General features: G+C 40.7%; 13 protein-coding genes. 2 read left to right on the top strand and 11 right to left on the bottom strand.

All coding sequences use genetic code 11. The annotated features are described in order from the left end of the window. Positions 1-63 precede the first annotated feature (63 nt). Positions 64-315, top strand: a complete 252-nt coding sequence (locus PZ638_RS09860) for a hypothetical protein (protein WP_006658816.1) — start codon at positions 64-66, stop codon at positions 313-315. A gap of 54 nt (positions 316-369) precedes the next feature. On the opposite strand, the gene PZ638_RS09855 is transcribed toward PZ638_RS09860, so the two are convergent. After that, entirely contained in the window at positions 370-1416 is a 1047-nt protein-coding gene (locus PZ638_RS09855) for a hypothetical protein (protein WP_275612162.1), read from the bottom strand. A gap of 393 nt (positions 1417-1809) precedes the next feature. On the opposite strand from PZ638_RS09855, the gene PZ638_RS09850 reads away from it, so the two are divergent. After that, positions 1810-2595 carry a BRO-N domain-containing protein gene (locus PZ638_RS09850; protein ID WP_141173374.1) on the top strand — a complete coding sequence of 262 codons (786 nt, stop codon included), beginning with the start codon at positions 1810-1812 and terminating at the stop codon, positions 2593-2595. Positions 2596-2628: 33 nt separating this feature from the next. Here PZ638_RS09850 and PZ638_RS09845 read toward each other — a convergent pair whose 3' ends face one another. The 10 genes from PZ638_RS09845 to PZ638_RS09800 are packed head-to-tail and all read right to left on the bottom strand — an operon-like array spanning position 2629 to position 14662. After that, positions 2629-2943 (bottom strand): hypothetical protein, encoded by a 315-nt coding sequence (locus PZ638_RS09845; RefSeq protein ID WP_211888068.1) that lies wholly within the window; start codon positions 2941-2943, stop codon positions 2629-2631. Between the two features lie 10 nt (positions 2944-2953). Next, the gene (locus PZ638_RS09840) at positions 2954-5419 is read right to left on the bottom strand and encodes a hypothetical protein (protein ID WP_275612161.1); all 2466 of its coding nucleotides are present in this window, start codon (positions 5417-5419) and stop codon (positions 2954-2956) included. Between the two features lie 5 nt (positions 5420-5424). Continuing rightward, complete coding sequence (locus PZ638_RS09835; RefSeq protein WP_275612160.1) at positions 5425-7209, bottom strand: MotE family protein; 1785 nt, start codon at positions 7207-7209, stop codon at positions 5425-5427. Then, positions 7206-9704, bottom strand: coding sequence for a hypothetical protein (locus PZ638_RS09830; RefSeq protein ID WP_275612159.1), 2499 nt, complete (start codon positions 9702-9704; stop codon positions 7206-7208). The genes PZ638_RS09835 and PZ638_RS09830 overlap by 4 nt, the downstream gene beginning before the upstream one ends. 10 nt (positions 9705-9714) lie before the next feature. Further along, the gene (locus PZ638_RS09825) at positions 9715-10290 is read right to left on the bottom strand and encodes a hypothetical protein (protein WP_275612158.1); all 576 of its coding nucleotides are present in this window, start codon (positions 10288-10290) and stop codon (positions 9715-9717) included. After that, complete coding sequence (locus PZ638_RS09820; protein WP_275612157.1) at positions 10290-10784, bottom strand: hypothetical protein; 495 nt, start codon at positions 10782-10784, stop codon at positions 10290-10292. Before PZ638_RS09820 ends, PZ638_RS09825 begins: the two co-directional genes overlap by 1 nt. Next, positions 10768-13224: a phage tail protein gene (locus PZ638_RS09815; protein ID WP_275612156.1), complete on the bottom strand. Its 2457-nt coding sequence runs from the start codon at positions 13222-13224 to the stop codon at positions 10768-10770. Before PZ638_RS09815 ends, PZ638_RS09820 begins: the two co-directional genes overlap by 17 nt. Continuing rightward, a complete protein-coding gene (locus PZ638_RS09810; RefSeq protein ID WP_275612155.1) occupies positions 13224-13829 on the bottom strand; it encodes a phage connector family protein in 606 nt (201 codons plus the stop codon). Before PZ638_RS09810 ends, PZ638_RS09815 begins: the two co-directional genes overlap by 1 nt. 51 nt (positions 13830-13880) lie before the next feature. After that, positions 13881-14222 (bottom strand): hypothetical protein, encoded by a 342-nt coding sequence (locus PZ638_RS09805; RefSeq protein ID WP_272516265.1) that lies wholly within the window; start codon positions 14220-14222, stop codon positions 13881-13883. Positions 14223-14230: 8 nt separating this feature from the next. Then, complete coding sequence (locus tag PZ638_RS09800; protein WP_275612168.1) at positions 14231-14662, bottom strand: Bbp16 family capsid cement protein; 432 nt, start codon at positions 14660-14662, stop codon at positions 14231-14233. Positions 14663-14700: the final 38 nt, after the last annotated feature.

The raw sequence follows: 14700 nt of genomic DNA, 5'->3' as shown, positions 1-14700 counted from the left end.
ATAAACGTAGGTAATGATTTATCAGTTACTGTATAAGCTCCTTAAATCACATAGGTAGTTAATATGAAAGATGTAATTAATTTCCCAGCACCCGATAACTATGCAGAAAAAGTTAATACCGAAACTGGAATAAAGGAGTTGATGAGTAAGTCGAATGTAGAAGAACTACTGAGAAAACTGGATAGCGAAGGATGTGACGTGAGCGCAGCACTCATTGAAATTACAGCAATGATGAATTACATAAATCTGAGCTTGAAGGTTAAAGAGAACATCAAGACGCATATTGAATATATAGCAAATGAGTTAAACAAATAATCGTTTAAGGTAATTTAAAGCACCTTCGTATAGGTGCTTTTGGTGATTGTAACTTTACTTCTGGTTATCTTTCAATTTTTTCATTCCAATAATATTATTGGCAAAATTAGTTAGAAAATTTATCACTTGTTTATTATCATTTATATTTTTAATCTCAATTTTGTTTTCTGCTAATACTCCCATTTTTCCCGTTGATCGATGAGTCTTAAGTGAATCATAATCATAAAAAAACATCAGACGATGATACTGAATGTTCCTATTACTATCGAATTCATCTATTCCAGTTATGAAGTGTTCAGCATAGTATAGATACTCATTAATATTTTTTTTGCTCGCAATTTTTATAGTTAGACCTTTATCGTTCATTAATGACGTGAATCTAACCCCTCTGTCCCCTCTAATGAGCCGGTCTTCTTCAGCTAAAATATCATACCTTTCTTTTTCCACCTCATCGATGGATTCTGCTTTCAGTTCACTTTCATCAAAAATTAATCGTACAAACTGATTAAGGGTATCAGTGTTAATGTAATAGCCTTTTTTAGATGCTCTATCATTAGAATTATAAATTAACCCATTGAAAACTAGACCATTTGTATATCGTAATAATTGGCCGTCAATGGGCTCATGTAAAGTTTCCAATTGGTTATGTCTATATTCATACCCAACCAAGTCATAATTACCATAAATATAATATTTTCTAGCAAGTTCTAACTCATAGCTTGATAACTTACTAAGAATAGATATAAAATTTATCCTATCTTCCTCTTCATAATTGCTATTTGAGATATTAACCACAAGTCTTGAATATATTTTAGCCTTTCCAACCTCGTCATCTTCCATTAACTTTTGAATTAAAAATGCAAAATTATCTGAACTTAGTACAATTTTATCTTCGCTAAGCTCTTCTATTCCCATGTAAAAATTGTAGATTTTATCTCGTTTTATTCCTTGATAAATGTCTCTAAACTCATCAGCTACTGTATCGTATATATCCTCTAAAATTTCATACCCTGTAACCTTTTTAGCTGCTTCTATAACGATTTTAGTTCCTATTCTCCTCATTAGAGCTATTCGCCCTTTGCCTTCTTCATCACTACTCATAACTACTCCTTGTTTGCATTTATTATTTTTTGATAATAAACATTACTTAACTAAAACGAAACTCCAAATTTGTTTATCTTTTATATTTATTAATTGATAATACATAAACAATTTGGTAATTTACATCTTCTAAATTTTGCGCCATAGTGAATATACACCAGCAAAATCTGGTGTCGGGATTGGTCTCCTGCTTAAAACATCTTGTCGCACATACCGCGATTGCGGTTTTTTTGTTTGTACAGTCACATCTATTCAATGGTGGGCTGTACGGGGGCATCGAAAGATGCGCCGGTTAATGCGTCATGATGTCCGGTAAGACCAACCTCGTACAGTTCACCACCCAACAGATTGGTCTCTGCGGTGGTGTTAACCTAACCTACTATGGTGAACATCATGACAAATCAATTAAGCCCGTTATCATTTAATTTCGAAGCATCCACACAAGTTAGAGCTGTATCTATTAAAGGTGAACCTTGGTTCATTGCTAAAGATATTTGCGACACCCTCCGATTAACCAATTCAAGAATGGCACTAAAAGCCCTAGATGATGATGAAATAGCTGACGTAAGCTTAACTTACACCAGCTCTAACTCAGTGAAACAAAATAGAAAAGTTAAACTTATATCTGAATCAGGCTTATATACTTTAATCCTTCGTTGCCGTGATGCTGTGACTAAAGGTTCACTACCCTACCGCTTTAGAAAATGGGTAACCAATGAAATACTTCCATCTATTCGCAAAACGGGTAAGTATGACCCTAAAAGTGATAACGCTACGCTAGCTGATTTAGTTGGCACTGGTGTAGAAACAACACTAGGCGCAAGGGATGCAATACGCAGCAAAAAAAATGCCGAGGCAAACGCTGCTAATGAAATTGCTGAGAAGTGCATACCAATGATCATGAGTGCAATGAGGAAGCATCAGTACCATTACACAAATGAAAACGTTATGCCTTCAGACATGCTGCCAATATTAACAAGTGACTCCTACAATAACGTATCTAAGAAACTACAGATATATGCGTTACTAATCGAACTCGCTGAAAATGGCCACGCTGTTTCTGGCGCGTTCCGTGAAGTTGAGGTAATGGCTCACACTATTCGTGAATGTCAAAAGCGACTGGCCAGTATTGAGGCACACGCTGACTATATTTTAACTCAGTCAAAACCAGTATTTTAATATAACGAAGCCCCTTGCTAGGGGCTTTTTGTATCACTTTTCTAGTTCTTTTATTTTGGCTTCGTTTTCTAATCGCTTTCTTTTTAACCATAGAGAAATTAGCGATGATTTACTTTCACTAAAATTATTTTTTGTTTTTATTACATAAAATAAATTCAACGCCGATATAAAAAATAGCGTAATGCATATGAATGCCTTCTCTTGGTTATAATATTTATATGTAAAAAAACCTATATCTATCAGCAAGTAAAAACATAAAAAAGCAATTGATACGTTAGCTAAAGTTAATATAATACGAAGAATTCCCATACCTTTTATCCATGAAATTATAAATTCTAATGAGTACATATTATCACCTTTAAGGAGTCATATCCTGAGGTCGCCACCAGTACGTTTGATTAAACTCTTTCTTCGAACGCTTTTCCATTCTACGTAAATAGCCCGGTGAAAAGTATTCCTGCAGTTGGTTAAATACCATATGATCCAATGCTGCTTTTGTATACCATAGGTTTTGACCGGGTATTAAGCCTTTAATAAATTTCACAGTATCCCCACCTGTTTGCTCTGGCTTTCCTTCGACTGCATTTAATGGTATTCCTTGCGCTAATTTAATTGCGTCATCGACTACACCAGCAACAGGCCCCAATAAAGAAGCAAATGCATCCGAGCCATACTTGGTATGATCTGATAATAAGAAATCACCATACAAGCCTAGCCCTCCGCCTTTAAGTAGAGCATTAAGCCAAAACTTGTGCCAGTTTTCATCCGCCATATCTTTGGGGTTTCTACCTGACGAAATGTCATTTATTTGTTGAGATATAGCACCTAATACTGTAGTCCCCGCTATAAATGCGGCAAGGTATGCAACTCTACCACCAGCTGATTGCATACCTAAAGCTCTTTTCCAATGTCGCATAACAACAGAAATAGGGAAGGACTTAAATAAAAAAACGCTTCTTACTAGCTCACCTTTCCAGTCACCTCGCTGCAAACCAGCACCGATCATCATTCTTTCTCTTGCCCCGGGTGATATAACAGCCATGTCAACTTCTTCTGTAACAGCGCCTAATAATTTTCTAGCTGCCTCAAATTTGACACGTTCAGGGTTGCCGAACTCAATTAATCGTTCATTTGGAATATGCATAGTACTCTCAGGTGTCAGCATTGTATTATTGCCATTACCCCAATCTTCTTGCTCAGCCAATCTCCATATAGTCCAATCAGTTTCTGTAATACCTTTACTTTTCATGATCGCTAAATCATGCTCGCCAATGCTTTTTATATCTGCATGTCGGTTTACTACATCACCAATACTTCCCATCATGGTAACGCCGAATGCACGCTTATGAGCATCAGACCATGCACTTAAACCACTAGCACGCATTACCGCATTTGCTGACCAACGGGCGAAAGAAGGCCCCATGTTATCATTAGCCCAACGGTTAATACTTCCTAGTAATGTCTCCATAGATAAACCAGCTCTACGCGCTAGCCTTAATTCATCTTTATTTGCCGGGTTTAATGCAGCTAATTGGTTCTTCAATAATTGTGCGGAAGGTAAGTTATTAACCTTGGCAGTTAAATACATAGTGCCTAAGTCAGAAAATGAAGACAGCAAAGCAGAACCTAACCGACTAGCGATTAATATATTTCTTAAGTCATCGAAAAATTTAGCTATATGAACATTAGCAACTGGTGTTGTTTTACCTGATATAAAGTTATATAAATTTTCAGTGCCATCTCTTAAGCGCTTTAGTTTACCCGCTTTAGATGGTGTTCCTTTGACTTCAATTTCAGTTACTTCATTCAATAAACTTTGGAAAACATGATCAGGATTTGGACCATAAGTTTCTATAAGCCCAATATCTTTACTGATCCCTTCAATATGCCCTACCATAATATCCCAAAGAGACTTTTCGCCATAAAGCTGCTGGTACTCTAAATATGATCCAGCATCTTTAAAGTGTATTTGCCTTGAAGCATTTCCCCTATTCGCTCTCATTCCTGAAACACCAATAGGACGATCATTAATTTTGTTTAACCCACCAGTAGCAATGGTCTCATAAGCAGAATCTAAAAATTGTTTTAATTCTGCATCATTCATAACGGAACCATCTTCCTTTATGTATTTATTGCGGTCTAGTTTACCTATAACATCTGACACCCATTTATCTTGCGTAACTTTTCCTACGCGTTGCATAGAGTGGCTTTGAGGCAACCCCCAATCTTCAAGGTGGCCTATATCACCACCAGCACGATTGAAACTATTTCTAAGCATGCTTGTTACATTATGCCATGCTGCAGCACCTTTTTTAGCTCTTACATTCCTTGTGTCCTGCCCCTTCATTTCATAAATCAAATCACGAACACCGTTCTGATCTTCAAACAACTGAAAGAATTTTGGGTCAACCGCTTCGAACGCTTCCTGTAATTGGCTTAACGCATAATTAATAGTTGCCTTAGCTCTTGTTTCCACAGACATAAAATTACTTTTACCATCAGCGCTAAAGGCTATGGTTCTATTTAACGCTTCTAACTTACTACCTTGGAAATTATTAATATGCTCATCAAGCCGTTGCCTAGCTGCTATTGTCAAAGCTACTCTACGTTGTTTTAGATCTGCTTCTCGTTGCAGTTCAGAGGCCGCCATCTGCCCTGCTCTTTGTAAACGCTCAGATTCACTTAATAGACGCCATGAGGCAGGATCGTTTCTAGCTAAATTTCTCATGCTACTAATAATCCTGTCCTCTATATTTTGCACTTCTCTTGCTGTTAATTGACGTTTTGATGCATTTTGTATGGCTTCAATACAGGCTGTACGCATAATTTTTATCCTCTAAGAAAACAACTAACAGCAACTTCAAATAAACTGGCATCATGTTTGGCTTCTTCTGCCTGCCTAACCGCTTCGTTATATAAATCAGAAGCTTTAACTTTTGATGCATTTCCAGAATCATCAAGAAAATCAATTTCTAAATTAGGGTTATTTTTCAAAGCTAGTTCGGCTGATTTGAAATCAATATCGCTATTCTCAGCCTTGCCAGTGATCATTGATTCCGTTTTATTGACTTCATCAGATAAAATTTGAGCCTTATTTCTAGGCTTTGGTGTTGCATAATAATTTACTAGTGCATTATCTGATTGTTCTTCGGCTAACTGCCTTCTTGATAATTCAGCTTTAGCTTCATAAAAACGCCCACCAGATAAGCTATCAGATATAGCACCTTGCTTTACCTTTAACTCATTCTTTAGATTAGTTAATTCATTGTCTAATCTGCGTAACTCAGCCAGTTTATTTTTTCTAGCATTAGATAATTGCTTGCCGCTTCCTTTAGGTTCTGTATTTGCTAACGAATTAATCTCACTGGTTTTTTCATCAATTCGATAATTTAAATCATGAATTGAACTAGTTAGATTTTCACGCTCACCGCGATTAAGTAACTGACTGGCCAACTCGTTCAATTCAGTATTTTTGGCTAGTGATAAAGATGAACCTTCATCAATAATGCCTACTGCTTCACGTATAGACGTATCGATTAAAGAGCGCGGCCTATGAACAAGAAATTCTGCACCGTCTAAAATGCTACCAATGTCAACAGGGTTTCCTTGAGACAAGTCATTCATCGCCTTATTCATTGCTGCTAAATGACCATCTAGCGACATGGCATTGATTGGAATACCAGGGGGGAGATCAGCTTCTAAATGTAATTGCTGATTAGCTGTTAAAGCGGCATCTACATGGGGAGTATCAAACTCAGGTAACGGTACATTTTCGCCACGGCTATTTATATACCTGCCTAAGCCGCCAAAAGCAACACCGAGAACTCCATCAATGGCAATTGCCTGCTTATCATAAACATCATACTGTGATGCCAATTGATTATAACCGCGCTCTTTTAATATCTGTGAGGCAAAGCCACGCTGCGCCATTCCCATGGCAATATTAGAGCCTGATGCGTATACAATATCTGGAGTGGCTCTTGATGCTGTACCTGCTAATGATGAAATGGTTCCACCCCTTGCAGTTAACTGAGCGCCTATGCTTTCAGCTAAAATACCACCACCTTTAAAACCTAACGTCATTGGAGTTAATACGCCCAAGCCAGCAAATAGCCCCTCACCTGTAGCTTTGTTAATTGCGGTGTTTTTATCAACACCATCAGCCCTAAGCTTCTCATAATCAGAAAAACCTTGAACCCCACCAACTAGCATTGCTCCACCTAATGGGCCACCCACTAAGGCACCTGTTAAAGCCTCACCCCCTATATCAAATAGGCTAAACATAACTTGCCCTGCTGTTCCAGTTGTTGCCCTATCAGGTGTTAGGCTCCTAACCTGCTTCTCAGCATTTTTTCTTTGCTCCTGTATAAACTGCTCAGAAGTATCATTGATATCAAATTGTTCATTTACCTCTCTGGCTATAGGGGAAACGACAGTATCCATGATCCCCCATAACGCCTGCTCAGGCTTAGCTATTAAACCCGAATACAATCCCGTATATATAGATGTAAAAGCACCATCAAAAAAACCTGCCGAATCATCTATTGAAGGGCTTCTTACTGCATCATCTAACTGTTGATTCGATGTTACTTTATTTAGTCCGAAATAACTCATAATGGCAGATCCCTTATCTTCTCTTTAGATAGATCAATAATCACAGGATTTCCGTCTTTATAGCGTAGATAACTTGAACCTTGCTTTATCAGATACTGACTATCCCCAAAGCTTTGCAGGCCAAATCTTTCATTAGTCTGGCGACCAACTTTTGATGCTATATCATTCCAATTACTTATTACTTCTCTATCAAAACGGTCACTATCCATTCCCCAAGGAAGCATCACTTTACCCATGCCGTTATAGTCATAGATACCACCCGTTGCTATTGTCATTGCTTGCTTCCAAGTGTCAGCATCATACTCACCGTCAAGAACTCCTTTTTTCGCCATCATTCCTGCATAAGTATCTTTTGCTACCTCATACGCACTGTTAGCACCGTCAACATCACCAGCAAATGCATCTCCTACAAAATCAGCGAACTCAGGTCGTAATTCTGTATCTTTAGGTAAAACAAAATCCTTACCTATTTTTCTTGCTGTTGAACCCTGAACTATAAGCTGTGCGGCCTCACTAGGAGAAACAGTTATATCGCTACTAATCCAGTTACTTTGGCTTGTGATCTGTGTCGGTTTATTCATTATCAAACCAGCAACAGCAAGCGAAGTATCAGACTTACTAACTTGCCTCAGTGCAGCTGTATAGCTTTCATTGTTTTTAAGCCCTTGCCTGATAGCATCTAAATACTCAATTTTTTGGCTAGCTGGCGCTTTTTCCATTAATTGAGATAACACCGCTTCTTCTTGTGCAGAAAAAACAGTTAATGGTGTTTGATAGTTTTTTGAAATATCACCAACACTACTTGAACGCTGAGTTAATGAGTTTGTAAAATTTTGAATGCTGGAAAAATCTAATTGGTTTACTTGCTGCCTATCAATACTGAACTGAATAGGATCTGACGCTCTTACCTTATTGACTGCATCAATTGCCCTAACGAGAGTATCGTAACGCTTGTAGTTATTTGCAGCATCATAATCACCTTTAGGTTTTTTAGATTCCAATAGAGCCGCTTGCGCTTGCGGCGATAGGTACTGAACCGTTGCTATATCAGCTCCCATTTCCATGTTTTTTTGAAATTGTTCATGTTGCTTAATCCCATCGTTTTCACCATAAGCATACTTAAACTCATCCAATGATGGAGGATTGTTATATGACTCACCTCTCAGGGCTAATGCCTCAGCATCTTTTACCCTGCCATCTAATACTGATTTATATTCTTGTCTTTGCTTATGCTCTGCTGCTTCTCCCTGTTTAATAAGCTGATATTGCTGAACAGGTGTAAGCATAGGCCACCAAGGGAAACCGCCACCTTGAGCCTTGCGTATTTCAGGTTGATATAATGTTTTATCTACATCAGGCAATCTAGTTAAGCCAAGCGCTGCTTGAAGGCCAGTATTAACCTGATCATCAGTAACGCTGTGCTTGCCTTCCTGCGCCATGATTGCGGTTGTGATGCTTTTTAGTGTGTCAATATTGGTTACATCGATAGGAACGTTAGGATCAACCCCCATACGCTGAGATACGAACGCTACATATTCTTCTGTGGCGTTGTTATCTTTCTTTGGCGCCCAGCGATTAATGATTTGATTTACAGTCACAAACCCTTTATTTCTATAAGTAATTAGGTTTTTACCAAGTGCTCTAACGCCGTGCTCAGGTGATGCAAATTGAACAAACTCACCATCATCACCTATTTGACCATCCCAAATGTTATCCGATATTCTCAGGTTGCCGGGGTTATTATTTCGACCACCACGATTATCTTTCATGTTGCCGGGCACACGCATAGAGCCGCCAACGTCTGAGGGTTCACCTATAGCACTAAGTGCCTGAATAGGTGCGCTGGCCATATAGTTTTGAGCTGCGCCCCATGCTGCACCATTTCTTATTTTTTCTACATTAACAGCGATCTCTTCTTCGCTGACTCCACGTGCACGGCTGAACTCAGCGTAATTGTGCTCTGCTAATGCAATGTTGCTGTTAAAGGCTTGAGGATCGCTATAACTATCCTGCGCTTTTTTAATACTGCCTTCTACCATCCCATTATTTGTACTTGATTCAAATGATTGAATTTCTCTGAGTTCAAACATTTTCGCCTGATTGTGATACTGGCGACCAAGTACATTACTTTGTTTTAGGAAATCCTCTCTTGCCTTGCCTTCTGGTAATGTTGCATATATTTCATTCGCCCTGATATTTATGTTATTAAGCGTTTCATCGGACTGCCCCATAGCATTACGACCAAGCTTTGTGTATAAGCCTGTTTTAGGGTTATTCATCAAGTCGTCTGAATATTCCTGCAGTTGTAATAAACCATCTTGCGATAGGGCTACATCAGCACGCTGTTTCATTTCGGCAAACACGCCAGCGTATTGCTCCGCAGCTTGCCCCAAACCAGCGCCAAAATGTTCAGGGCTGGATTGAACATTAAGGCCATTATTTGGTAGAGGTGAAGAGCTAACTTGTTGTTCTTTATACGTCGGTACAATTGGCATATATCACCCCTTAAAATACAAAACGATTGGTACCGCTTTTCTTAGCAATATCAAACATGTTGTTGCTTGTACTGCCACCAGCTGCCGCGCCTGATGTACCAGAGAACGGATCCCATGTACCACCAGCCAATTGATATGCACCGTAGGCTTTGATTGGTGCAGTTAATAATGTTGTAGCAGCGCCAAAATTACCCTCACGGCGTGCCATTTTACCCTGTAGTCTGTCATTAGCGGCTTGCATGCGTAGGCCGTACGCTTCACGACTTGCATTATTAACTAACGTCAAAGCGTCAAGCTCACCCATTGCCGCGGTATCGCCGAACATATCAAGGGCACCTGCTGAACTTAAATCAAGGCCACTCGCTGACATTGTCGCCGCTTGTGAGCCTGCTAGTTGTCGCGTACGTGAACGCTGTTTCTCTGCCTCAGCATTGCCACGATTGATTGAATCATTCGCCGCTTGCTCGTTCTGGCGTGCATTTTGGTTGGCTACATCGGCATTAAACTTACCGGATTGATATTGGCTATATGCCTGCATACCTGCCGAGGCTAGAATGCCCCCTGCTAAAATGGCTGGACTACACATTATTTCGCCCTCGCATTCATCGTGAATTTATGAAATGGATAGTTAAGCGCACCAATTGGCTGTGCATCTTCTAGTTTGAACCCTAGCCAATGCAGCCACGCTTTAGCAATGTAATTGCGCTCATCAACGTAATTAAGCAGTTCAGGATAGATTTGTAGCATTAAGCCAACGAATGGCTTACAACGGCGTAGAAAGGCTTTTTGATGCTTCTCTAAAACATCTGAGCCAACTAACCAAGGGATACCAACACCGCCGATAATGGACGCAGGCGACACGCCAAAGACAGCCGCCACTTCACCATTGAAAATAGCAGCCCATGATTTTGTAGATAGGTTAATGCCCGAGGCTAAAACCTCCTCAGGCGTTGATAGATTCAATGCATAGAATTCATCAATATCAGCTTGTCTAACATGCGGTACCAATGCCCGTGCGTGCTCTAATGTTGCGGGTACGATTTGAACAACACTCTTTGCCATATTAGAAGCCTCCCACATCTAAACGCGGTATCGCTGCGAGGATAGATAAAGGTAACGGATCAGACTGCCTGACATACACACGGCCGTTTTTGCTCCACTGTGCATCAAGATTAATTTCTACTACGCCAGTAGCATCATTAACCGGGTTATCATAGAACTCAAATTCACGCTGAGCATATTCATATAACCGGTCTTTTTCGGTACCGGCCCATATACCACGGCTTGAATTAACAATAAGGCTTGCCACCTTAACCAGTTTCTTTTTGTCGAGTAGCGTTTCTTGCCCATTGATATGAATATCTAAGGTTTCCATATCGCTAACGTACGGTAGCCCAATGTGAACCACTACGGCTGGCTCTTCTAATGACACCGCGCCACCAGATACATTTTGCTGAGGCAATACATTTGCATCGGCTAGAATGCTGGTGGTTTTATCTTCGATATGCTGTAGCCCTTCAAAACGGAAACGCGCAAAGCCCCATTCGATTAACGGCTTATCCTGTAGCAATTCAGGCACATCACGATTAGGTGTTACTCGCACTGCATGAGTATTAATAAACTCGGTAATTTCACAGCGTAGCGTTTTGTTTTCTTCATCTTCAAAGTAAGGTAAGTGAATGGCGTTACCGATATCACTATCTTTAAAAATGGCATTGCTGGCGGTTAAGGTAATATCACCTTCGTACGTCCAGTTATCGACTGTGGTTAAATGAACAGTGCTTGATTCATCTTTATTTCTGCCGTCATAACTTAGGCCTGAATCAACAAAGAAAGCATCCTCTGTTTTGGTAAATAGACGACTACTTAAACGCTCTATGTAACGTACGGTACTGCCACCAATTTTACGGCATACAATGAAATAAACCGCATCCTCATTGCCTTCACTAATACTGCAGGTTGATTCAAATTGCCCGTCTGTATCTTGTGGCGCCCAAGCAAATACTTGCTGCTCCCTGAGGTACGTCAATGAAAGCAATTTACCATCGTCACGAATACACCAAGCTATTGAATAAGGAACAATAGAAAACGCCCAATCAATAATCTGGTGGCGCTGAAATAGGTGATTGGCCATTATGGTTAAATCGGTTCCTTGGTACCCGTCAACATCAAATGAATACGCAAGGTCACGCACTGCGCTACCTTTTTCTTGGATGTACAAGGCAATATTAGCAACGGCAATAGGTGGCACATCGCTACAGCCATTGGCACCTTGTGAAGAAAAAGAGAAGCTACTAGGCGTTAATACTTTGTTTTGATCCCCGGTGATTTGATACTCACCGCCAGACGTTAAGGCCACCAGCGAACCCACATCAATTAAGTGACGAATTTCATTAACTTGGCGCCCTGCATACGTGTAGATGATACGGTCATCATCTTGTATGGGGTTATTCTTACCAAAGTCTTTATAGTCCCCGCTACGACTAGCCCAAATCGTTTGAGGATAAGCACGAGAGCCAGCAAAAAATAAGCGCTGCTGATAATACATAACGGTGCTTGGGTAGCCGTCAACATCATTCCAGACCGACCGCGCCCACTTGTATGTAGCGTTTTCTTCACCAACGGCATTGGATGGAATGTATGAAACAACTTTACCAGTCGCCGTTAAACCGTCAGCACCAACAGAGTTGATTTTAACAATACCAAAACCACTGTGAAGATACTCCCACTGAATACCCGCATCACCGCCCCAACCATCCCAACTCATACCTTCTGTATGTGATGGCCTTAATGTTCCGCTTTTACCTGCAGTATTAGCGCGGTAGTAATTAGCACCTGCACGGCGTTGATCACTAACATTAGTCGTCTTGTCTGTTTCCCATACGGGCACAGCATCAATCGCTTGCTGCTCAATGTAAATTTGCTTACCAACTAATTCAGCGCCAAAGATATTATGCGTTGCCGTCAGCGTTACATCACCTGTACTGGCGCTAACGTATAATTTACGTTCTTTATCCGTGTTGATATCTTCGAATGGCCCATTGCGCGTTTCAACGGGTACCAGCCTCCAATCGTCATGATCATAACGCTGTAGTTCCATTGGTGGATAATCAGCATGTACGATAGTCATTACGTCCGCTGACTGTGTGAATTTTAAATTGAATAGGTCAGCTTCTTTGTATGGCGTTGCTAGTTCGAATATTTCGCCTTTGTGCTCACCATCTGCATAAAGTACCTGTCCACCATCTTTAATCACTCGCATATACTTATCACCCATTTCAAGGGCGTATGTTTGCACTGTGCTGAACTGGAACGGGATCAGGCGGCATTTCTTGTTAGGGTATTTTGCCGCAGCAATAAACTTAGTGCCTGGTCTATTTTCAATGCCGCCATATTGACGCACGATGAAATTAGAGCACTTACGCAAAGCGGTTGAATACTTCGCTAAGTCGATGCGACCATAGAGGCTAGGTGCAATTTCGCCACCAGAAAAACTCGGTTGAATGATGCTATAAGCCATTACGATAACCTCGCTTCGGTGAATGGATCCATGTAATCGTTAGGCTCTGATGATTCATCAAGGGAATGCGCACCAGCGTTAGCAATCGCCATGGTATAAATTTGTAGGGCTTCATTACCCATGCCAGAATTTGAAGCCAATGGGCGTGCTAGTTCGCCAGCTAAACGCCATGCCAGCGCATCTATGAATAGAGAATCAAACATGTTCACATCAGTGACTGACGCAGTGTATTGAAGCCATGCTTGCGGTTGGTCGCAGTAAATCAGTTTTCCTGTGCCGTCAGCATCCGAACCCACAAGAAAATTAATTGCATTATGTGGCTGAGGATATTTCTGGCCAGATTGAATAATGGCTACTGCCTTTAAACAGTCGGTTGGGTAGCTATAGGCAAATTTCCAGTCTGGTGGCGGGTTGTTGGTATCAGCCAAAGCAACGCGCTTGCTGGCAAAGTTCCAAGGGAAATCAGATAGCGTAGTATCGCGGCAATGATTGAAGTGTAAATTGCATTGCTCCGCTTCTTTGCTTTTTTCGCTGAGGCTATTAATGAATCGGCTATTACCAATACGACTAAGCGCTAAGTTACAGATTTCAATTTCTGAGGCCATTAGAGTTACTCCAAAAGAAAAAGGGGCTTTCGCCCCCTTTAGCATCGGGGGTTACACCCCAAGTTCTTTACGCTTTTCATCTATCGCGGTACGCATTTTATCTGCGCCCATGTTGTGATGAGGGGCTTTGCCAAATAGCTGTGTGTACTGTTCGCGCAAAGCTTCAAGGCTAGAATCAACCGTATCGCCTGATCCACTGATAACAGTATTGGTTACAACCTCACCACTATCACCACCAGCACCATCAACCAAAGCGCCAGTATCAGGCTTAGCATCATCACCACCAATCAACTTTAAGTTGCTGCCAGCAATACCGCTGTATTCAACCTCTTCCCCAACCTCAAGCAGACGACCAGCGATAAATGATTTTTTCAAAACTTTATATCGTGACATGTCACACCTTAATTAGTTACGGCGTTGTAGATAGGATGAGCATCAGTGTTAAGTACGATACCAGATGTAAACTTACCTGCAGTTAATGGCCCATCTGTTACAACGTAACGCAGACGCAGATATTTAATAACACCATGCGGAACGGTACCGATAATGCGCTTACCTGCGTTCAGGTCTGCAATTGGCATAGCAAATGACTGGAAGATAGCAACAGGCGTTGTAAATGCTTTGTCTGCTGATGTTTCCAATACGATTTGTACTTTTGCTTCACCTGCCGCTGTAGCTTGCTCAGTAACCTGTGCAAACAATTGCAGCGGCTCACCGATACCGATATCACGGAAATCACCTTTAACTGGCGTTAGGTCAATGATACTGGTCGCAGTCGCTGATGCGGTCACTGCTTGGTCGAGAGAAAATAGGGTTTCTTTATCTAAAATCATGTTGCGAACTCCCAACAAAATTAAGTTAGCGGCACCCA

It is taken from the genome of Providencia hangzhouensis (assembly GCF_029193595.2).
GTDB classification, from domain to species: domain Bacteria; phylum Pseudomonadota; class Gammaproteobacteria; order Enterobacterales; family Enterobacteriaceae; genus Providencia; species Providencia hangzhouensis.
This window is presented reverse-complemented; position numbering and strand designations above follow the sequence as displayed.

What these genes read in the sequence shown, in the direction of transcription:
- PZ638_RS09860 (WP_006658816.1), top strand. Translation starts at nt 64, where the DNA reads ATGAAAGATGTAATTAATTTCCCAGCACCCGATAACTATGCAGAAAAA.
- PZ638_RS09855 (WP_275612162.1), bottom strand. Translation starts at nt 1,416, where the DNA reads ATGAGTAGTGATGAAGAAGGCAAAGGGCGAATAGCTCTAATGAGGAGA.
- PZ638_RS09850 (WP_141173374.1), top strand. Translation starts at nt 1,810, where the DNA reads ATGACAAATCAATTAAGCCCGTTATCATTTAATTTCGAAGCATCCACA.
- PZ638_RS09845 (WP_211888068.1), bottom strand. Translation starts at nt 2,943, where the DNA reads ATGTACTCATTAGAATTTATAATTTCATGGATAAAAGGTATGGGAATT.
- PZ638_RS09840 (WP_275612161.1), bottom strand. Translation starts at nt 5,419, where the DNA reads ATGCGTACAGCCTGTATTGAAGCCATACAAAATGCATCAAAACGTCAA.
- PZ638_RS09835 (WP_275612160.1), bottom strand. Translation starts at nt 7,209, where the DNA reads ATGAGTTATTTCGGACTAAATAAAGTAACATCGAATCAACAGTTAGAT.
- PZ638_RS09830 (WP_275612159.1), bottom strand. Translation starts at nt 9,704, where the DNA reads ATGCCAATTGTACCGACGTATAAAGAACAACAAGTTAGCTCTTCACCT.
- PZ638_RS09825 (WP_275612158.1), bottom strand. Translation starts at nt 10,290, where the DNA reads ATGTGTAGTCCAGCCATTTTAGCAGGGGGCATTCTAGCCTCGGCAGGT.
- PZ638_RS09820 (WP_275612157.1), bottom strand. Translation starts at nt 10,784, where the DNA reads ATGTGGGAGGCTTCTAATATGGCAAAGAGTGTTGTTCAAATCGTACCC.
- PZ638_RS09815 (WP_275612156.1), bottom strand. Translation starts at nt 13,224, where the DNA reads ATGGCTTATAGCATCATTCAACCGAGTTTTTCTGGTGGCGAAATTGCA.
- PZ638_RS09810 (WP_275612155.1), bottom strand. Translation starts at nt 13,829, where the DNA reads ATGGCCTCAGAAATTGAAATCTGTAACTTAGCGCTTAGTCGTATTGGT.
- PZ638_RS09805 (WP_272516265.1), bottom strand. Translation starts at nt 14,222, where the DNA reads ATGTCACGATATAAAGTTTTGAAAAAATCATTTATCGCTGGTCGTCTG.
- PZ638_RS09800 (WP_275612168.1), bottom strand. Translation starts at nt 14,662, where the DNA reads ATGATTTTAGATAAAGAAACCCTATTTTCTCTCGACCAAGCAGTGACC.